The organism is Pseudomonas sp. AN-1 (genome assembly GCF_034057115.1).
Taxonomy (GTDB): Bacteria; Pseudomonadota; Gammaproteobacteria; order Pseudomonadales; family Pseudomonadaceae; genus Geopseudomonas.
Genome location: NZ_CP139195.1, coordinates 553,618 through 572,323, shown reverse-complemented (window position 1 = coordinate 572,323; position 18,706 = coordinate 553,618). Strand labels below are relative to the sequence as shown.

The following is an 18,706-nucleotide window of genomic DNA, read 5'->3' as shown; positions in this document are numbered from 1 at the left end:
TTCGCCCCTACACGCTCGGCCCCTCCGTAGGGGCGAATTCATTCGCCCAGCGCCAGGCCGGCAGGCGCACGGCTTCGCCCCTGCGCCCGCATATGACCACCGACTCATACCGCCACCCCCGCCGCACTGCGCCCGGTGAAGCGCCGGCTCAGGCGGTCGAACCACAGGTAGATCACCGGGGTGGTCACCAGGGTCAGCACCTGGCTGACCAAGAGGCCGCCGACCATCACCAGGCCCAGCGGCTGGCGCAGCTCGGCGCCGGAGCCCGAGGCCAGCATCAGCGGGATGGCGCCGAACAGCGCGGCCAGGGTGGTCATCAGGATCGGCCGGAAGCGCAGCAGCGCCGCCTGGTGGATCGCCGCCTGCGGGTCCATGCCCTGGTAGCGCTCGGCCTCGAGGGCGAAGTCGATCATCATGATCGCGTTCTTCTTGACGATGCCGATCAGCAGGATGATGCCGATCACCGCGATCAGCCCCAGGTCGTTGCCGGAGATGAGCAGCGCCAGCAGCGCGCCGACGCCGGCCGAGGGCAAGGTCGAGAGGATGGTGATCGGATGGATGTAGCTCTCGTAGAGCACGCCGAGCACGATGTACATGGTGACGATGGCGGCGAGGATCAGCCACAGGGTGCTGGACAGCGAGGCGCGGAACGCCTCGGCGGCGCCCTGGAAGCGGGTCTGCACGCCCTCGGGCAGGCCGATTTCGGCCTTGACCTGCTCGATGCGCGCCACCGCCTCGCCCAGCGCCACCCCCGGCGCCAGGTTGAACGACACGGTGACCGCCGGGAACTGGCCGATGCGGTTGACCTGCAGCGCGGTGGCTCGCTCCTCGACCCGCACCAGGCTGGCCAGCGGCACCTGCACGCCATCGGTGCCGGCCACGTGGATCTCGCGCAGCGCATCCAGCCCGCGGTCGCGGGCGCCCTGGCTCTCCAGCACCACGCGGTACTGGCTGGTCTGGGTGAAGATGGTGGAGATCTGCCGCTGGCCGAAGGCGTCGTACAACGCGCTGTCGATGGCGCTCATGGTCACGCCGAGGCGCCCGGCCAGGTCGCGGTCGATGGCCAGATAGGCCTGCAGGCCGCGGCTCTGCAGGTCGCTGGTCACATCGCTGAGCTCGGCCAGCGGCTCCAGCGCCTCGACCAGGCGCGGCGTCCACTCCTCGAGCAGCGCGGCGTCCGGCGACTCCAGGCTGAACTGGTACTGGGTGCGGCTGACACGGTCCTCGATGGTCAGCTCCTGTACCGGCTGCAGGAACAGCTCGATGCCCGGCACCTGCGCCAGCGCGGGGCGCAGGCGCTCGATCACCTCGGCGGCGGTCAGATCGCGCTCGCCGTGCGGCACCAGGTTGATCTGCATGCGCCCGCTGTTGAGGGTGGCGTTGTCGCCGTCGACGCCGATGTAGGAGGACAGGCTGGCCACCGCCGGATCGCGCAGGATCACCTCGGCCAGGCGCTGCTGGCGCCCGCTCATGGCCTTGAAGGAGATGCTCTGCGGCGCCTGACTGATGCCCTGGATGGCGCCGACGTCCTGGATCGGGAAGAAGCCTTTGGGAACAGCCAGATACAGCACCACGGTGAGGCCGAGGGTGGCCAGTGCGACCAGCAGGGTCACGCCCTGATGGCGCAGCACCCAGGTGAGACCCGAGTCGTAGCGGGCGATCAGCCAGTCGATCCAGGCGCCGCTGGCCTTGTAGAAGCGGCCCTGCTCGCCCTCCGGCTGATGCCTGAGCAGGCGCGCGCACATCATCGGCGTCAGGGTCAGCGACACCACCAGGGAGATGAGGATGGCCACCGCCAGGGTGATGGCGAACTCGCGGAACAATCTCCCCACTACATCGACCATAAACAGCAGCGGGATCAGCACGGCGATCAGCGAGAAGGTCAGCGACACCAGGGTGAAGCCGATCTGCTTCGCCCCCTTGAGCGCGGCGTTGAGCGGCGTCTCGCCCTCCTCCAGGTGACGGGCGATGTTCTCCAGCATGACGATGGCGTCGTCGACCACGAAGCCGGTGGCGATGGTCAGCGCCATCAGCGTCAGGTTGTTGATCGAGAAGCCGGCCAGGTACATCACCGCGAAGGTGCCGATCAGCGATAGCGGCACGGCGATCGACGGGATCACCGTGGCGGACAGGCGGCGCAGGAACAGGAAGGTCACCAGTACTACCAGACCCACCGCCAGCAGCAGCTCGAACTGCACGTCGTGCACCGCGGCGCGGATGGTCTGGGTGCGGTCGCTGAGCACCGACACCTCGACGCCGGCCGGCAGGCTGGCGGTGATCTGCGGCAGCAGCGCCTGGATGCGGTCGACCACCTCGATGACGTTGGCGCCCGGCTGACGCTGCACGTTGACCAGCACCGCGGCGCTCCGGTTGGCCCAGGCGGCCAGGCGCTCGTTCTCGGCGCCGTCGACCACCTCGGCGATGTCGCCCAGGCGCAGGGTGGCACCGGCGCTGTAGTTCAGCACCAGGTCGCGGTACTCGGCGGCCGAACGCAGCTGGTCGTTGGCATCCAGCTGGGAGACGCGGGTCGGGCCGTCGAAGTTGCCCTTGGGCTGGTTGACGTTGGCGGCGTTGATCAGGCTGCGCACGTCGGACAGGTTGAGGCCGTAGGCGGCCAGCGCCTGCGGGTTGACGCGGATGCGTACCGCCGGGCGCTGGCCACCGGCCAGGCTGACCAGGCCGACGCCGCTGATCTGCGCCAGCTTCTGCGCCATGCGCGTGTCGACCAGGTCGTTGACCTCGGGCAGCGGCAGGGTCCGCGAGGTGATCGCCAGGGTCAGCACCGGGGTATCGGCCGGGTTGACCTTGTTGTAGACGGGGGGCGCCGGCAGGTCGTTGGGCAGCAGGTTGTTGGCCGCGTTGATCGCTGCCTGCACTTCCTGCTCGGCGACGTCCAGCTCGACGTCGAGGCCGAAGCGCAGGGTGATCACCGAGGCGCCGCCCGAGCTGGTCGAGGACATCTGCGCAAGGCCCGGCATCTGGCCGAACTGGCGCTCCAGCGGCGCGGTCACCGCGCTGCCCATCACCTCGGGGCTGGCGCCGGGATACAGGGTCAGCACGCGGATGGTCGGATAGTCGACCTGCGGCAGCGCCGCCACCGGCAGCTGGCGGTAGGCGATCAGCCCGGCGAGGAAGATCGCCACCATCAGCAGGGTGGTCGCCACCGGGCGCAGGATGAACGGGCGCGACAGGCTCATGCGGTGGGCTTCCGTGCCGGAGCGCCGTCAGCCGGCAGCGGCCGCTCGCCGCGCGGGTTGCTGCCCGGCTCGGCTTTGCCCGGCGCCACCGGCGGCGTGGCCTCCTTGAAGGCGCCTTCCACCACCTCGACCGTGCTGCCCTCGCGCAGACGGTCGGTGCCTTCCAGCACCACCTTCTCGCCGGCGGCGAGGCCCGCGCCGATCAGGCTCTGCTCGCCGTTGCTGGCGGCCACCTCGACCGGGCGCATCTGCACCTTGTTGCCTTCGCCCACCACGTAGACGAAGGTGCCCGCCGAACCGAACTGCACCGCTGCCGCCGGCAGCAGCAGCGCGTCGCGGCGGGTCTCCAGCAGCAGGCGCACGTTGACGAACTGGTTGGGGAACAGGCGCTCGTCGGCGTTCTCGAAGCGCGCCTTGAGCCTGACCGTGCCGGTGGCGGTGTCGATCTGGTTGTCCAGGCTGGCCAGCACGCCCTCGGCGAGGCGCGCCCGTTCGCCGCGGTCCCAGGCCTCGACCTTGAGCGGCTCGCCGGCGCGATGGCGGGCCAGCAGCGCCGGCAGCTCGGCCTCGGGCAGGGTGAAGCTGACGGTGATCGGCGCGATCTGGGTGATGGTCACCAGCGGCGTGGCGTTGCCGGAGGTGACCAGGTTGCCGACGTCCACCTGGCGCAGGCCGAGGCGGCCGCTGATCGGCGCCTTGACCTCGGTGAACTCGACGTTCAGGCGCGCCTCGGCCACCGCCGCCTGCAGGCTCTGCAGGCTGCCGCGCAGTTGCGCGACCGTGGCCTGCTGGCTGTCCAGGGTCTGCCTGGCGATGGAGTCCTCGGCGTACAGGCCCTGGTAACGCGCCAGATCCAGCTCGGCGTTCTTCAGCTCGGCGCGGCGCTCGGCGAGATCGCCCTCGGCCTTGTCCAGGGCGGCGCGGTACGGACGCGGGTCGATCTGCACCAGCACCTGGCCGGCCTTGACCTGCTGGCCCTCCTCGAACAGCACCCTGACCAGCTGGCCGTCGACGCGCGGCAGCACGTTGACCGTGTTGTAGGCGGTGACGGTGCCGAGGGCCTTGAGCTCCACCGGGAACTCGCCGAGTTTCGCCTCCGCCAGGCGCACCGGCACCGTGCCGCCGGCCATGTCGCGGAAGCGCGGCCGTCCCGCCGGCGGCCCGCTCAGGCTGCCGCCTCCCGGACCGCGGGCCCCGCCCGGTTGCGCGCCCTGCTCGCCGGCTGGCCACAGCCACCAGGCCAGCGCCACGGCCAGCAGCACTACGGTTGCGCCGGCCAGCCAGCGGTTACGGGAAGAACGGGTCGGGAGGTTGAGCTCGGACATGGTGCAGGTCACTTTCCTTGGGAGCCTGAACGATAAGGCTTCTCAGTTGGAGCGCAAAGGTTCTTTACCTGCACTTTACCTGCCGGCGGCGGGCATCCGACAGGCAACCAGGACAAGTTTGTCCTCAAAGCGAACCTCTCCGCCTGGCAGTTGTCCCACCGTGAACCCGTTTCCATCCGGCCCGCCCGGCGTTGGACAAATGCCGGACGGGTCGGGACAATTCACCCGGTTTTCGTCCATGAGGTTCGCACCATGCGTAAAGCACTTTCCGTCCTGACCCTGAGCCTGCTGTGCGCCCAAGGCGCCATGGCCGATGGCACCACCCGTGCCGCGGTCGGCGGCGGCCTCGGCGGCGCCCTGGGCAACGTCCTCGGCCAGGCGGTCGGTGGCAAGACCGGCGCCGCGGTCGGCGCCGGCCTGGGCGCCGCCGCCGGCGGCGCGGTGACCGCCAAGAAGGGCCGCAAGACCGAGGCAGCCGTAGGCAGCGGCCTTGGCGCGGCCGGTGGCTCGCTGCTCGGCAACACCATCGGCGGCAGCACCGGCGGCGCCATCGGCGCAGGCCTCGGCGGCGCGGCCGGCGGCGCTCTCGGCAACAAGATGGGACGTTGAGCAACGCCCCGGGCTCATCGCCCGACGCCACAAGCCGTGTGAAAGCCCCGAAGGGCTGACCACCAGCAAACGCCCCGACCGAGTTCGGGGCGTTTGTCATTGCGTTCCCCTGAACGACTGCGAACCCGCGCTGCCACGGGGCGGCGAGCCGGCATGACGGCGAAACTCCGCCTAGCCTTCTTCTCGATGCCCAACCGCCAAGCCCCTCGAGCCGGCTCCCTGCGCTCGCCAAGGACGCTTCCGTCATGCGCTCCCCGCCTCCGTTGCCATCGCCCCGCTCCACCCCCAGCTCCTGGCTGCGCTGGCTGCCCGGCCTGCTGATGCTCAGGCAATACCAGCCGGAATGGCTGCCCAAGGACCTGGCCGCCGGCCTGGTGCTCACCTCTATGCTGGTGCCGGTCGGCATCGCCTACGCCGAGGCCTCCGGGGTGCCGGGCATCTACGGCCTGTACGCCACCATTGTGCCGCTGCTGGCCTACGCCCTGTTCGGCCCCAGCCGCATCCTGGTGCTCGGCCCGGACTCTTCGCTGGCCGCGCCCATCCTCGCCGTGGTGCTGCCGCTCTCCGGCGGCGACCCGATGCGCGCCATCACCCTGGCCAGCATGATGGCGGTGGTCTCCGGCGTGGTGTGCATCGCCGTCGGTCTGCTGCGCCTGGGCTTCATCACCGAGCTGCTGTCCAAGCCGATCCGCTACGGCTACATGAACGGCATCGCCCTGGTCGTGCTGATCGCCCAGACGCCCAAGCTGTTCGGCATTTCCATCGAAGGCGAAGGCCCCCTGCTCGACCTCTGGCACCTGGTCGAAGCCATCGCCGCCGGCCAGGCCAACTGGTACAGCTTTGCCGTCGGCGGCGGCAGCCTGGCGCTGATCCTGCTGCTCAAGCCGTTCAAGCAGCTGCCGGGCATCCTCATCGTGGTGATCCTCGCCACCGTGGCGGTCGGTCTCCTCGATCTCGACAAGCACGGCGTCAAGGTGCTGGGTGACCTGCCCCAGGGCCTGCCCAGCTTCGTCCTGCCCTGGCTCAGCGGCGTGGACATCGCCACCGTGGTGCTCGGCGGCTGCGCCGTGGCCATCGTCTCCTTCGCCGACACCAGCGTGCTGTCGCGCACCTACGCCGCGCGCACCCAGACCCCGGTCGATCCCAACCAGGAGATGGTCGGCCTGGGGGCCGCCAACCTCGCCGCCGGGCTGTTCCAGGGCTTCCCGATCAGCAGCAGCTCCTCGCGCACGCCGGTGGCCGAGGCGGCCGGCTCGCAGACCCAGCTGACCGGCGTGGTCGGCGCCCTCGCCGTGGCGGCGCTGCTTCTGGTCGCTCCGCAGCTGATGCGCTACCTGCCGAGCAGCGCCCTGGCGGCGGTGGTGATCGCCGCGGTGCTCGGCCTGTTCGAGTTCGCCGATCTCAAGCGGATCTTTCGCATCCAGCGCTGGGAGTTCTGGCTGTCGATGGCCTGCTTCGCCGGAGTCGCCGTGTTCGGCGCCATTCCCGGCATCTGCCTGGCCGTGGGGATCGCCGTACTCGAGTACCTGTGGGACGGCTGGCGCCCGCACTACGCCATCCTCGGCCGGGTCACCGGCATCCGCGGCTATCACGACGTCAAGCGCTATCCGGAAGCCCGCCGCGTACCTGGCCTGGTGCTGTTCCGCTGGGACGCGCCGCTGTTCTTCGCCAACGCAGAGCTGTTCCGCGAGTGCCTGATGGAGGCCATCGAGGAGTCGCCCACCGCGGTAAGGCGGGTCGTAGTGACCGCCGAGCCGGTCACCAGCATCGACGTCACCTCCGCTGACATGCTCGCCGAGCTGTGCCAGACGCTGCGCGAGCGCGGCATCGAGCTGCACTTCGCCGAGATGAAGGACCCGGTCAAGGACAAGTTCAAGCGCTTCGGGCTGCTGGAGGTGTTCGGCGACAACGTCTTCCAGCCCACCGTGGGCGCCGGCGTGGACGACTATCTGGCCGATCACGGGGTGGACTGGACGCCCTGAACCGGCACGCCTGCGCGCATCCGGCCGGCGTGGCAGGGCCGATCGTCAGCCGCGTGGCGTGGCTGCTGGCATTGTCGCCAGCCCTCTCTACGCTTGCTCTTCATCAGCTCCACGCGAAGAGGGGATCTCGATGTCCAGGCGAAAACTCGGCGTTCATTCCGAAGCTGGCAAGCTGCACAAGGTGATGGTCTGCTCGCCGGGCCTGGCGCACCTGCGCCTGACCCCGAACAACTGCGACGAACTGCTGTTCGACGACGTGATCTGGGTGTCCCAGGCCAAGCGCGACCACTTCGACTTCGTCGCCAAGATGCAGGACCGCGGCGTCGAAGTGGTGGAGATGCACAACCTGCTGGCCGAAACCCTGCAGGACAAGGACGCGCTGAAGTGGATCCTCGACCGCAAGCTGTCGGCCAACCAGGTCGGCATCGGTTTCGGCGAGGAAATGCGCAACTGGCTGGAAGGCCTGGAAGCCCGCCAGTTGGCCGACTTCCTGATCGGCGGCGTCTCGGCCGCCGACCTGCAGAAGGGCCTCGGCGCCAGCAGCGTGGTGAAGATGCTCTGCGACTTCCTCGGCCACACCAGCTTCATCCTGCCGCCGCTGCCCAACACCCAGTTCACCCGCGACACCACCTGCTGGATCTACGGCGGGGTGACCCTCAACCCGATGTACTGGCCGGCGCGCCGCCAGGAAACCCTGCTGACCACGGCGATCTACCGGTTCCACCCGGACTTCGCCAAGGCCGAGTTCGAGATCTGGTGGGGCAACCCGGACGAGGACCATGGCGCCGCCACGCTGGAGGGCGGCGACGTGATGCCGGTGGGCAACGGCGTGGTGCTGATCGGCATGGGCGAGCGCACCTCGCGCCAGGCCATCGGCCAGGTGGCCCGGGCGCTGTTCGCCAAGGGCGCGGCCCAGCGGGTGGTGGTCGCCGGCATGCCCAGGTCGCGCGCCGCCATGCACCTGGACACCGTGTTCACCTTCTGCGACCGCGACCTGGTCACCGTCTTCCCCGAAGTGGTCAACCAGATCGTGCCGTTCAGCATCCGCCCCGACCCCGGCAAGCCGGGCGGGATGGATATCCGCCGCGAGGACCGGCACTTCATCGCGGTGGTCGCCGAGGCTCTCGGCCTCAAGCAGCTGCGGGTGGTCGAGACCGGCGGCGATGCCTACGAGGCCGAGCGCGAGCAGTGGGACGACGGCAACAACGTGGTCTGCCTGTCCCCCGGCGTGGTGGTCGGCTACGACCGCAACACCTATACCAACACCCTGCTGCGCAAGGCCGGGGTGGAGGTGGTGACCATCAGCGCCAGCGAGCTGGGCCGCGGCCGCGGCGGCGGCCACTGCATGACCTGCCCGATCATCCGCGACGCGGTCGACTACTGATGGAGCGGCGCGGCGGTCCCGTCCGTCCGCCGCGCCACTCCGGGCCCCTACCGGCCCTCTCCCGCTTTCTCACGAGGTGACCCGTCATGGCGTTCAACATGCACAACCGCCACCTGCTCAGCCTGATGCACCACAGCAGCCGCGAGCTGCGCTACCTGCTGGACCTGTCGCGCGACCTCAAGCGTGCCAAGTACACCGGCACCGAACAGCAGCACCTCCGGCGCAAGAACATCGCGCTGATCTTCGAGAAGACCTCGACCCGCACTCGCTGCGCCTTCGAGGTGGCCGCCTACGACCAGGGCGCCAACGTCACCTACATCGACCCCACGTCCTCGCAGATCGGCCACAAGGAGAGCATGAAGGATACCGCCCGCGTGCTGGGGCGCATGTACGACGCCATCGAGTACCGCGGCTTCAGGCAGGAAATCGTCGAGGAGCTGGCGCAGTACGCCGGCGTTCCGGTGTTCAACGGCCTGACCGACGAATATCACCCGACCCAGATGCTCGCCGACGTGCTGACCATGCGCGAGCACAGCGACAAGCCGCTGCACGACATCAGCTATGCCTACCTGGGCGATGCGCGCAACAACATGGGCAACTCGCTGCTGCTGATCGGCGCCAAGCTGGGCATGGACGTGCGCATCGCCGCGCCCAGGGCGCTGTGGCCGAGCGACGAGCACGTCGCCGCCTGCCGCCGGTTCGCCGAGGAGACCGGCGCCCGCATCACGCTCACCGAGGATGCCCGGGCTGCGGTCAAGGGCGTGGACTTCGTGCATACCGACGTCTGGGTGTCGATGGGCGAGCCGGTGGAAGCCTGGGGCGAGCGCATCAAGCTGCTGCTGCCCTACCAGGTCAGCGCGGAGCTGATGAGGGCCGCCGGCAACCCGCGGGTCAAGTTCATGCACTGCCTGCCGGCCTTCCACAACAGCGAGACCAAGGTCGGCAAGCAGATCGCCGCGCAGTACCCGCAGCTGGCCAACGGCATCGAGGTGACCGAGGACGTCTTCGAGTCGCCCTGGTGCATCGCCTTCGAGCAGGCGGAGAACCGCATGCACACCATCAAGGCGATCCTGGTCGCGACCCTGGCGGACATCTGAAGGGAGAACGAGCATGCGACTAGTCATCGCCCTGGGCGGCAACGCCCTGCTGCGCCGTGGCGAAGCCATGACCGCGGAGAACCAGCGCGAAAACGTGCGCACCGCCTGCGAACAGATCGCCAAGGTGGCAAGCGGCAACCAGCTGGTGATCGCCCACGGCAACGGCCCGCAGGTCGGCCTGCTGGCCCTGCAGGGCGCGGCCTACGATGCCGCCAACCCCTACCCGCTCGACGTGCTCGGCGCCGAGACCGAAGGCATGATCGGCTACATGATCGAACAGGAGCTGGGCAACCTGCTGCCGACCGAGGTGCCCTTCGCCACCATCCTCACCCAGGTGGTGGTGGACGGCGCCGACCCGGCCTTCCACAAGCCGAGCAAGCCGATCGGGCCGGTCTACTCGAAGGAGGAAGCCGAACGCCTGGCCCGCGACAAGGGCTGGAGCATCGCCCCGGATGGCGACAAGTTCCGCCGCGTGGTGCCCAGCCCGCGCCCGCAGCGGATCATCGAGATCCGCCCGATCCAGTGGCTGCTGGAGAAGGGTTCGGTGGTGATCTGCGCCGGCGGCGGCGGCATCCCGACCCTGTACCGCGACGGCAAGCTGCACGGCGTGGAAGCGGTGATCGACAAGGACCTCTGCTCGGCCCTGCTGGCCCGGCAGCTGGACTGCGACCTGCTGGTGATCGCCACCGACGTCGACGCGGCCTATGTCGACTGGGGCCAGCCGACGCAGAAGGCCATCGCCCAAGCCCACCCCGACGAGCTGGAGCGCCTCGGTTTCGCCGCCGGCTCCATGGGCCCCAAGGTGCAGGCCGCCAGCCAGTTCGCCCGTCTCACCGGCCGGGTGGCGGTGATCGGTTCGCTGGCCCAGATCGAGGCCATCGTCCACGGCAGCGCGGGCACCCGCGTCAGCACCGAGCGCGCCAGCGTGACCTTCCGCTGAGCGTCAGTGCCCGGAGCAGGCCCACCGACATCAGCCCACAGGCCTTCTTCCCGTTGCGTGCCGCCGCCTCAAAAACGCTCGTCGACCAGCCGGAACGGATAGGACGCGCCTTGGTAATGGCCGACCTTGCGCTTGGGCAGCTTGACCTTCTCTTCCTGGGTGAGGTCCTTGTAGGGAACGTGCTGGAGCAGGTGGCTGATGATGTTCAGGCGCACCCGGCGCTTCTCCTCGGAGCGCGCCACGTACCAGGGCGCCCAGGAGGTGTCGGTGGCGGCGAACATCTCGTCGCGGGCGCGGGTGTAGTCGTCCCAGCGGCTGAACGACTTGAGGTCCATGGGCGACAGTTTCCAGATCTTGCGCCCGTCGTGGATGCGGTCGGCGAGGCGGCGCTCCTGCTCCTCGGCGCTGACCTCCAGCCAGTACTTGATGAGGATGATGCCGGACTCGATCATCATCTTCTCGAACAGCGGCACGACGTTGAGGAAGCGCTCGGCCTGCTCCTCGCTGCAGAAGCCCATCACCCGCTCGACGCCGGCGCGGTTGTACCAGCTGCGGTCGAAGATCACCACCTCGCCGGCCGCCGGCAGGTGCGCCAGGTAACGCTGGCCGTACATCTGGGTCTTTTCCCGGTCGCTGGGCGCCGGCAGCGCCACCACGCGGAATACCCGCGGACTGACCCGCTCGGTGAGCGCCTTGATCGTGCCGCCCTTGCCGGCACCATCACGCCCCTCGAAGACGATGCAGACCTTGAGGCCCTTGGCCACCACCCACTGCTGCAGCTTGACCAGCTCGACATGAAGCTTGCGCAGCTCTTCCTCGTATTCCTTGCGACCCAGTCTTTCCCGCTCCGCCGGGATAGCCGCCGCATCCTTCTTCTTGCCTTTGGCCATTCTCTCCGCCCCTTCAGCTTGAACTTTCCTCTAAACGCTAGCTGATGGATCGGCGGCTGCACGGGGCCGGCGACAAGCGCCGATCGCGGATGCCCGGCAGCGCAACCCGATGGGCCGCCAGGCAGCCCATCGGGAGAAGGCGGATCAGAGCACGGCCAGCGCTGCCGCGTAATCCGGCTCGTCGGCGATCTCGGCGACCAGTTCGCGGTGCAGGACCTTGTCGTGCTCGTCGAGCACCACCACGGCACGGGCGGCCAGGCCGGCCAGCGGGCCTTCGGCGATGGCCACGCCGTAGTCCTCGAGGAATTCGCGGCCACGCAGCATGGACAGGTTGACCACGTTGTCCAGGCCTTCGCTGGCGCAGAAGCGCTTCTGGGCGAACGGCAGGTCGGCGGAGACGCACAGCACCACGGTGTTGTCCAGGTTGCCCGCCTCCTGGTTGAACTTGCGCACCGAGGTGGCGCAGGTGGGAGTGTCCACGCTCGGGAAGATGTTGAGCACCTTGCGCTTGCCGGCGAAGTCGGCCAAGGTGCGGTCGGACAGATCGGAGCCCACCAGGCGGAAGGCCGGGGCCTGGCTGCCGACCTGCGGCAGGTTGCCGTCGACACGTACCGGGTTGCCTTTGAGGGTCACTTGGGACATTGCTTTTATCCTTTATCTTCAAAGAGTTAAGCGCGGAACCTGAAGTGCCGCACGAGAATTCATGCCTCACCCCGGCGCGCCGGCGGTGTGCCGGCAAAGCCTAGCACGCGGCAGCGCAGGCAAATCCATGCAGTTTGCGCAGGTACCGGCGGTGGCCGCCCGCACGCCGGATCGGCTAGCATCGCCGCCGTACACCTCGCACGGAACTCGCACCGCATGAAACTTGTTTCCTTCAATATCAATGGCTTGCGCGCACGACCTCATCAACTGGCTGAACTGATCGAGCGCCACCAGCCGGACGTCATCGGCCTGCAGGAAACCAAGGTGGCGGACGAGCAGTTCCCCCGTGCCGAGGTCGAGGCGCTGGGCTACCACGTCGAGTACCACGGCCAGAAGGGTCACTACGGCGTCGCCCTGATGTCGCGCCAGGCGCCGCAGAACCTGGTCAAGGGCTTCCCGTGGGATGGCGAGGAATCGCAGCGCCGCTTCATCGGCGCCACCTTTCTCGACGCCCAGGGCCAGCCGCTGCACGTGTTCAACGGCTACTTCCCGCAGGGCGAGAGCCGCAGCCACGCAGTCAAGTTCCCGGCCAAGACGCAGTTCTACGCCGACCTGCAGCGCCTGCTGGAGGAACAGTTCAGCCCCGAACAGGCCCTGGTGGTGATGGGCGACTTCAACATTTCGCCGAAGGATCTCGATATCGGCATAGGTGCGGAAAACGCCAGGCGCTGGCTGCGCAGCGGCAAGTGCAGCTTCCTGCCCGAGGAGCGCGAGTGGATGGAGCGCCTGTACGCCTGGGGCCTGGTCGACAGCTTCCGCGCCCTGCACCCGCAGGTGAACGACCGCTTCAGCTGGTTCGACTACCGCAGCCGCGGCTTCGAGGACCAGCCCAAGCGCGGCCTGCGCATCGACCTGATCATGACCTCGGCCGGCCTGACCCCGCGCCTCAAGGCAGCCGGCATCGACTACGACCTGCGCGGCATGGAAAAACCCTCCGACCACGCGCCGGTGTGGCTCGAGCTGATGTGACGCAGTTCACGCTCATTCCGCCACCATGTAACGGAACGGTCATCGTACTGACTTAATCTGCGCGGCATTCCAGACCTGACCAACAAGGTTTCCTGCCGCCATGTCGTGCTTCTCCCGCCCGTTCGCTTCCCCAGCCCGCCTGCTGTTCGGCGGGCTGCTGGCCCTGTCCCTGCCGGCCACCAGCCTCGCCGCCCTGCCCCTGCCCGCCGACGGCAAGGCGGCCCTGCACATGCAGGGCTCCAACACCATCGGCGACAAGCTGGGGCCGGCGCTGGTGAGCGGCCTGCTGGAGAAGGAAGGCTTCAGCAAGGTCCGCATCGAGAACAGCGGCGAGAACGAGCAGCGCGTCACCGGCTTCGATGCCAGGGGCCGTCTGGTCAGCATCGAGGTGGCCGCCCACGGCTCGGGCACCGGCTTCGTCGCCCTGGGTAACGACAGAGCCGAACTGGCCGCCTCGTCGCGTCCGATCAAGGACAGCGAGGCCGCCAGCCTCGCCCGCCTCGGCGACCTGAAGAGCCCCGAGGGCGAGCAGGTGATCGCCATCGACGGCCTGGCGGTGATCCTCCATCCGTCCAACCCGCTGGCCGCCCTGTCGGTGGCGCAGTTGGCCCGGGTGTTCGCCGGCGAGGTGAAGACCTGGGAGGAACTGGGCGGCCGCGGCGGCGCGATCCACCTGTACGCCCGCGACGACAACTCCGGCACCTGGGACACCTTCAAGGAGCTGGTGCTGGCCAACCAGGGCAAGAGCCTGGCCGCCGGCGCCCAGCGCTTCGAGTCGAGCGTCAAGCTGTCCGACGCGGTCAGCCAGGACCCGCAGGGCATCGGCTTCATCGGCCTGCCCTACATCCGCCAGGCCAGGCCACTGGCGATCAGCGCCGGCGACTCGCAGCCGATGCTGCCGAGCACCGAGCTGGTGGCCACCGAAGACTACCCGCTGTCGCGGCGCCTGTTCCTCTACATGAAGCCGGGCGAAGGCAACCCCTGGGCCCAGGAGCTGGTGCGCTTCGCCCACAGCCCGCGCGGCCAGGAAATCGTCGCCCATAGCGGCTTCATCGCCCAGACCGTCAAGGCCATGAAGGTCGAGGCCCATGGCGAGATGCCGGACAGCTACCGCGAACTGGTGAGCAACGCCCAGCGCCTGGCGGTCAACTTCCGCTTCGCCGAGGGCAGCGCCGAGCTCGACAACAAGGCGCTGCGCGACCTGCGCCGGGTGCTGCGCTATCTGCGCGACAACGACAAGCTGATGAGCCAGGTGGCGCTGGTCGGCTTCGGCGATCCGAAGCACGAGGACCGCGACCGCACCCTGCTGCTGTCCAAGCTGCGCGCCATGGCCGTGCAGCGCGAGCTGGTCAAGGGTGGCGTGCTGGTGCGCTCGATCGACGGCCTGGGCGACGCCCTGCCGGTGGCCGCCAACGACGGCGAGGACGGCCGCCGCAAGAACCGCCGCGTGGAAGTCTGGGTGTACTGATCCCAGCGCTGCTGCGCCGCAGAGGCCGCTGCCACCACCGGTGCCAGCGGCCTCTTTCCGTCCGGCTGACATGACCGGCCGGGGCGGCCGCGCTACACTGCGCGCCCCGCAAGCATCCCGAGGAGTCCCCCGATGGCCATCGCCATGGCTCGCCATATCCTGGTCAAGACCGTCGCCGAGGCCGAGCAGCTCAAGCTGCGCCTGGCCAAGGGCGAGGACTTCGCCACCCTGGCGCGACGCCACTCGTTCTGCCCCTCGCGCAAGCGCGGCGGCGACCTCGGCGAGATCCGCCCGGGGCAGATGGTCAAGCCGTTCGAGAACGTGGTGTTCCGCAAGCCGCTGCACCAGGTGCAGGGACCGCTGAAGACCCAGTTCGGCTGGCACCTGGTGCTGGTGTACTTCCGCAGCTGAAACGACAGGGCCGGAAGCGGTTTCCCGGTTCCGGCCCTGCGCTGTCCCCCCGCCGCGGCTCAGAAGAACTGCGGCTCTTCTTCCTCGTCCGCCGTCGGCGCCAGGCTCCAGGTCGAGGTATCGTCGGGCCTGGCCTGGCTGCCCTCGCCGTCGCGGTGCAGCTTGAGCTTGAGGCGCACGTTGTTCGCCGAGTCGGCGTTCTTCACAGCTTCCTCCTCGTCGATCGCGCCCTCGTTGACCAGATCGATCAGCGCCTGGTCGAAGGTCTGCATGCCCAGCGGCCGCGACTTCTCCATGACCTCCTTGATCAGACTGAACTCGCCGCGCTTGACCAGATCGCGGATGGTCGCGGTGCCCAGCAGCACCTCCACCGCCGCGCGGCGCTTGCCGTCGACGGTCTTGACCAGGCGCTGGGAAACGAACGCCTTGAGGTTGTTGCCGAGGTCGTTGAGCAGCTGCGGGCGACGCTCCTCGGGGAAGAAGTTGATGATGCGGTCCAGCGCCTGGTTGGCGTTGTTGGCGTGCAGGGTGGAGATCGCAAGGTGTCCGGTCTCGGCGAAGGCCAGGGCGTGCTCCATGGTCTCGCGGTCACGGATCTCGCCGATCAGTATCACGTCCGGCGCCTGGCGCAGGGTGTTCTTCAGCGCGGCCTGGAAGCTGCGGGTATCCACCCCCACCTCGCGCTGGTTGATGATCGACTTCTTGTGCCGGTGCACATACTCCACAGGGTCCTCGATGGTGATGATGTGGCCGCTGTGGTTGCGGTTGCGGTGGTCGATCAGCGCCGCCAGCGAAGTCGACTTGCCCGAGCCGGTACCCCCGACGAACAGCACCAGGCCGCGCTTCTCGAGGATCACGTCGAGCAACACCGGCGGCAGCTTGAGATCCTCGAAGCGCGGGATGTCGAGCTTGATGTTGCGCGCGACTATCGACACCTCGTTGCGCTGCTTGAAGATGTTGACCCGGAAGCGCCCGACGTTGGGCAGCGAGATCGCCAGGTTCATCTCCAGCTCGCGCTCGAAGTCCGCCCGCTGCTCGGCGTCCATCAGTTCGTGGGCAATCTTCCCCACATCTCCGGGCGCCATCACGTCCTTGTTCAGGGCGCGCAGCACTCCGTTGAACTTGGCGCAGGGCGGCGCGCCGGTCGACAGGTAGAGGTCCGATCCATCCTGGCTGGCCAGGATGCGCAGCATTGCCGTGATGTCCATCGAGAAAACCGCCATAACCGATTGATCTGAAAAGGCCATCATTCTGCATCAAGTGAATGCGTGACTCTCGTCACAGATGTCGGGATTGAGAAGCCGTCGATCATTTGGCGGCATTCGCCGCCGCCCGCCCCGCGCAGAAGCCTGCAACCCGCAGCCGGCAACCAGACTGTCGAGACTGCCGCCACAACCGGGCAGGTCACGGAAAGCCCGCGCTTGACCGCCTCCCGGAAAAACCGGAAACCCACTGACCCAGATCAATACCGAGGAAAGTTGGATCCATGCTATGAGTTTGCGCGCGCTGAAAATGCGCCATTCCAACCAGACAAAACAGACGAAAGGGACTTTTATGCAATCACTCAGGCACTCGTCAGCCATTGAAATTGCTAAAGAGCTGGATCAATTCAAGCGAAAGTGGAATCGCATCTCACAGATATTTCAGGAGAACGCCGAACTCTGGCACAAGATTGCACCGCAGCACTTCTCGGGAATGCTCGCCATCACCCCCGCCAAGCCTGGCGATACGCGCCTGTTCGCCACCACGCTGGGCAACAAGGAGTTCGCCATCGGGCTGACTTCCAGAGTGCTCAATGGGGATATCTGCGGCCGAATAACCGCCAGCCTCCTCGATCACACCGGCAAGCCCAAGACCCTCGTCTGCGAGGCCTTCATCAATGCGGACGGGCAGATCCTCAGTACCGACGGCGAGAAACTCATCGACATGTACGAGAGCGACTCCCCCGGATATCGCCTGCTCGCCGAAATCGTCTACAAGGTCATATCCTTCTGAAGATGCCGCGAAGTAGCGCGCCGCTTCTCCTCGGCCGGTCCGGCGAACCGATAGACAAGGGATTGCATGTCGGTCATGCGGGCTACTTCATCGATTCGGCAGCAGTCCTTTCCTGCTGAAGGATATCTGGCGAGGTGCCGGCCCGCTCCGGGCCGCACCCCGCCTTCCCTGCCTCGCCAGCACACCCGGCTCACGCTACCGCTGCGGCGCAGCCTTGTCTGCTCGGACGCCCCCCCATCGGCCCACGTACAACTGCCGATGCACCTGTGCGACAATTGGCGACATATCTGCCATGCGCAGTACAGCGGGACGGCCGCAGCGACGACGGCTGCAGTGGGCGCCGGTGCCGTTGTCGGATCAGCTTTCGCTGGCGACACCCCAAGCCCGCTCCCGGGCACTGCTACTCCGGCCATCGAACAGCTTCGGACTGCCAATGCGCTGACCGATGCCGCCTATGCCATGGATCTTCCATCGCAGAGCGCTGGAAGAATTCGGCGACTCAAGATGAATGAGCTGGCCACGATCCATGAGGCTCTCGGCGACTGGGCGCGGATCTCGCCGTCCACCACCGCTGAGGAGCGGGTCATGAAGGCATACATCGCGATCGTTTCGCCGTAACGCAAGCTGGCCGCAGCCACTACTCAAGGAAGAGCACAGATGTCCAACCACACCGAAGACCTCGCCCCACTTCTCCTGGACCTTCATGCCCAGATCGTAGGGATGCGCAACGTCCTGCATGTCCTCATCGAAACCCATCCTGATCGCCAGAAGGTCGATGCCCTCCTGGCAGATTACCGGCTTCGCATTGAGGCCGTGCTGGGCCCATCAGTCGCCTCGGATGCGGTTATTGAGACCTGCCTAGGTCTAGTTGACGCAATGCGCGCATCTGCCCAGAAAACTCCCTGAGCTTCACGGCATCGTGTTCGGCTGACGCCTGCTCACGAGCCTCGATCATGGGCAGCAGCTTTTCGAAAAGGCGCTCGAGGAACGCCTTGTTCTCCAGCAGGCTGTCCAGATCGATACCGGAATGATCGTTGCTCATACTCCACCTCGATTGGTTGGCAGTTCATCCCGCCGACGCCATGTGACTTGCGCCGGTGGGCAAGGTTGGATCACTCCGCCTGCGCCTCCCTCGCTCCCCTGAAGCGCCGTGAGTCGCACTCTGCACTGGTCCACGCCGCTCGGGCAATACCTGCAGCAACACATCGATAGGTTTGAGAATCCATGATCTACGTCAGGATCACGCCAACGGATATCGTGACATAGTTCTTGGTTGCGAACGGATGTTCGTCACGCTTCATGAATCCCGCAAATGGAACTTCAGGGACTACCATGCTGAGCAATAACACCAAGAAAACCGAAACGCAGTCACCCTCTACCCAGCACTCCTCCTCGCTGCTCAAGCGATGGAAGTGGGCATACCGCAAGATCCGCAGCCTTGGCTGTCGCAGCGCATCGTCAGCCTGGCATGCGACCCGCTTCGCACTCTTCGGCAGCAGCGGGCGATTCTTCAGCTCTCGAGGATGGACCAAATTGAAGGTGTCCAGCGACTGACTGCGCTCGCCGCGCCTCTACACGATTCATATCAGAAGACATTCACCGATCAGTTCGTTGCGAAGATAACGACGTCCTTGTATGTCACTTCACGCCCCGCCATCGTGCGGGGCCTTTTTTGGGTTCTTCGCGGGATCGTGGGGAAGAGCGGATTGACAGACAGGGAAGCAGGTAAATTGGCAG

At 67.3% G+C, this 18,706-nt stretch carries 16 protein-coding genes; 10 read left to right on the top strand and 6 right to left on the bottom strand.

What is annotated here, in order from left to right; all coding sequences use genetic code 11:
- Positions 1 to 104 precede the first annotated feature (104 nt).
- Both SK095_RS02615 and SK095_RS02610 read right to left on the bottom strand, forming a co-directional pair.
- On the bottom strand, positions 105 to 3,197 hold the full coding sequence (locus SK095_RS02615) for an MdtB/MuxB family multidrug efflux RND transporter permease subunit (RefSeq protein ID WP_320547744.1): 3,093 nt from the start codon (positions 3,195 to 3,197) through the stop codon (positions 105 to 107).
- Positions 3,194 to 4,522, bottom strand: coding sequence for an MdtA/MuxA family multidrug efflux RND transporter periplasmic adaptor subunit (locus SK095_RS02610; protein ID WP_320547743.1), 1,329 nt, complete (start codon positions 4,520 to 4,522; stop codon positions 3,194 to 3,196). The genes SK095_RS02615 and SK095_RS02610 overlap by 4 nt, the downstream gene beginning before the upstream one ends.
- 252 nt (positions 4,523 to 4,774) lie before the next feature.
- On the opposite strand from SK095_RS02610, the gene SK095_RS02605 reads away from it, so the two are divergent.
- The 5 genes from SK095_RS02605 (at position 4,775) to arcC (ending at position 10,534) form a co-directional block, all read left to right on the top strand.
- A complete protein-coding gene (locus SK095_RS02605; RefSeq protein ID WP_201486989.1) occupies positions 4,775 to 5,131 on the top strand; it encodes a bacteriocin in 357 nt (118 codons plus the stop codon).
- Positions 5,132 to 5,376: 245 nt separating this feature from the next.
- Positions 5,377 to 7,113, top strand: coding sequence for a sulfate permease (locus SK095_RS02600; protein ID WP_320547742.1), 1,737 nt, complete (start codon positions 5,377 to 5,379; stop codon positions 7,111 to 7,113).
- A 130-nt stretch (positions 7,114 to 7,243) separates the two neighbouring features.
- Positions 7,244 to 8,497: an arginine deiminase gene (arcA, locus tag SK095_RS02595; protein ID WP_414153869.1), complete on the top strand. Its 1,254-nt coding sequence runs from the start codon at positions 7,244 to 7,246 to the stop codon at positions 8,495 to 8,497.
- 86 nt (positions 8,498 to 8,583) lie between these two features.
- The gene (locus SK095_RS02590) at positions 8,584 to 9,594 is read left to right on the top strand and encodes an ornithine carbamoyltransferase (protein WP_320547741.1); all 1,011 of its coding nucleotides are present in this window, start codon (positions 8,584 to 8,586) and stop codon (positions 9,592 to 9,594) included.
- Between the two features lie 13 nt (positions 9,595 to 9,607).
- Positions 9,608 to 10,534 carry a carbamate kinase gene (gene arcC, locus SK095_RS02585; protein ID WP_320547740.1) on the top strand — a complete coding sequence of 309 codons (927 nt, stop codon included), beginning with the start codon at positions 9,608 to 9,610 and terminating at the stop codon, positions 10,532 to 10,534.
- A gap of 68 nt (positions 10,535 to 10,602) precedes the next feature.
- Here arcC and ppk2 read toward each other — a convergent pair whose 3' ends face one another.
- Both ppk2 and tpx read right to left on the bottom strand, forming a co-directional pair.
- The gene (ppk2, locus tag SK095_RS02580) at positions 10,603 to 11,424 is read right to left on the bottom strand and encodes a polyphosphate kinase 2 (RefSeq protein ID WP_320547739.1); all 822 of its coding nucleotides are present in this window, start codon (positions 11,422 to 11,424) and stop codon (positions 10,603 to 10,605) included.
- Between the two features lie 144 nt (positions 11,425 to 11,568).
- On the bottom strand, positions 11,569 to 12,066 hold the full coding sequence (tpx, locus tag SK095_RS02575) for a thiol peroxidase (RefSeq protein ID WP_136488582.1): 498 nt from the start codon (positions 12,064 to 12,066) through the stop codon (positions 11,569 to 11,571).
- A gap of 216 nt (positions 12,067 to 12,282) precedes the next feature.
- Between tpx and xthA the strand changes: the two genes are divergently transcribed.
- The 3 genes from xthA (at position 12,283) to SK095_RS02560 (ending at position 14,974) form a co-directional block, all read left to right on the top strand.
- Entirely contained in the window at positions 12,283 to 13,095 is an 813-nt protein-coding gene (gene xthA / locus SK095_RS02570; RefSeq protein ID WP_320547738.1) for an exodeoxyribonuclease III, read from the top strand.
- Between the two features lie 100 nt (positions 13,096 to 13,195).
- The gene (locus tag SK095_RS02565) at positions 13,196 to 14,563 is read left to right on the top strand and encodes a phosphate ABC transporter substrate-binding/OmpA family protein (RefSeq protein ID WP_320547737.1); all 1,368 of its coding nucleotides are present in this window, start codon (positions 13,196 to 13,198) and stop codon (positions 14,561 to 14,563) included.
- 132 nt (positions 14,564 to 14,695) lie between these two features.
- On the top strand, positions 14,696 to 14,974 hold the full coding sequence (locus SK095_RS02560) for a peptidylprolyl isomerase (protein ID WP_320547736.1): 279 nt from the start codon (positions 14,696 to 14,698) through the stop codon (positions 14,972 to 14,974).
- Between the two features lie 59 nt (positions 14,975 to 15,033).
- Here SK095_RS02560 and SK095_RS02555 read toward each other — a convergent pair whose 3' ends face one another.
- Positions 15,034 to 16,182, bottom strand: a complete 1,149-nt coding sequence (locus SK095_RS02555; protein ID WP_320547735.1) for a PilT/PilU family type 4a pilus ATPase — start codon at positions 16,180 to 16,182, stop codon at positions 15,034 to 15,036.
- A 283-nt stretch (positions 16,183 to 16,465) separates the two neighbouring features.
- Between SK095_RS02555 and SK095_RS02550 the strand changes: the two genes are divergently transcribed.
- Together SK095_RS02550 and SK095_RS02545 are read left to right on the top strand one after the other, a co-directional pair.
- Positions 16,466 to 16,969, top strand: a complete 504-nt coding sequence (locus SK095_RS02550; protein WP_136488586.1) for a hypothetical protein — start codon at positions 16,466 to 16,468, stop codon at positions 16,967 to 16,969.
- A 258-nt stretch (positions 16,970 to 17,227) separates the two neighbouring features.
- On the top strand, positions 17,228 to 17,587 hold the full coding sequence (locus tag SK095_RS02545; protein WP_320547734.1) for a hypothetical protein: 360 nt from the start codon (positions 17,228 to 17,230) through the stop codon (positions 17,585 to 17,587).
- 226 nt (positions 17,588 to 17,813) lie between these two features.
- Here the strand turns inward: SK095_RS02545 and SK095_RS02540 are convergent, their stop codons facing one another.
- Complete coding sequence (locus SK095_RS02540; protein ID WP_320547733.1) at positions 17,814 to 18,011, bottom strand: hypothetical protein; 198 nt, start codon at positions 18,009 to 18,011, stop codon at positions 17,814 to 17,816.
- Positions 18,012 to 18,706 lie beyond the last annotated feature (695 nt).

Coding starts and splice junctions, on each gene's coding strand:
- SK095_RS02540 (WP_320547733.1), bottom strand. CDS start 18,011: ATGAGCAACGATCATTCCGGTATCGATCTGGACAGCCTGCTGGAGAAC.
- arcA (WP_414153869.1), top strand. CDS start 7,244: ATGTCCAGGCGAAAACTCGGCGTTCATTCCGAAGCTGGCAAGCTGCAC.
- SK095_RS02615 (WP_320547744.1), bottom strand. CDS start 3,197: ATGAGCCTGTCGCGCCCGTTCATCCTGCGCCCGGTGGCGACCACCCTG.
- SK095_RS02560 (WP_320547736.1), top strand. CDS start 14,696: ATGGCCATCGCCATGGCTCGCCATATCCTGGTCAAGACCGTCGCCGAG.
- SK095_RS02610 (WP_320547743.1), bottom strand. CDS start 4,522: ATGTCCGAGCTCAACCTCCCGACCCGTTCTTCCCGTAACCGCTGGCTG.
- tpx (WP_136488582.1), bottom strand. CDS start 12,066: ATGTCCCAAGTGACCCTCAAAGGCAACCCGGTACGTGTCGACGGCAAC.
- arcC (WP_320547740.1), top strand. CDS start 9,608: ATGCGACTAGTCATCGCCCTGGGCGGCAACGCCCTGCTGCGCCGTGGC.
- xthA (WP_320547738.1), top strand. CDS start 12,283: ATGAAACTTGTTTCCTTCAATATCAATGGCTTGCGCGCACGACCTCAT.
- SK095_RS02545 (WP_320547734.1), top strand. CDS start 17,228: ATGCACCTGTGCGACAATTGGCGACATATCTGCCATGCGCAGTACAGC.
- SK095_RS02550 (WP_136488586.1), top strand. CDS start 16,466: ATGAGTTTGCGCGCGCTGAAAATGCGCCATTCCAACCAGACAAAACAG.
- SK095_RS02565 (WP_320547737.1), top strand. CDS start 13,196: ATGTCGTGCTTCTCCCGCCCGTTCGCTTCCCCAGCCCGCCTGCTGTTC.
- SK095_RS02555 (WP_320547735.1), bottom strand. CDS start 16,182: ATGGACATCACGGCAATGCTGCGCATCCTGGCCAGCCAGGATGGATCG.
- SK095_RS02605 (WP_201486989.1), top strand. CDS start 4,775: ATGCGTAAAGCACTTTCCGTCCTGACCCTGAGCCTGCTGTGCGCCCAA.
- SK095_RS02600 (WP_320547742.1), top strand. CDS start 5,377: ATGCGCTCCCCGCCTCCGTTGCCATCGCCCCGCTCCACCCCCAGCTCC.
- SK095_RS02590 (WP_320547741.1), top strand. CDS start 8,584: ATGGCGTTCAACATGCACAACCGCCACCTGCTCAGCCTGATGCACCAC.
- ppk2 (WP_320547739.1), bottom strand. CDS start 11,424: ATGGCCAAAGGCAAGAAGAAGGATGCGGCGGCTATCCCGGCGGAGCGG.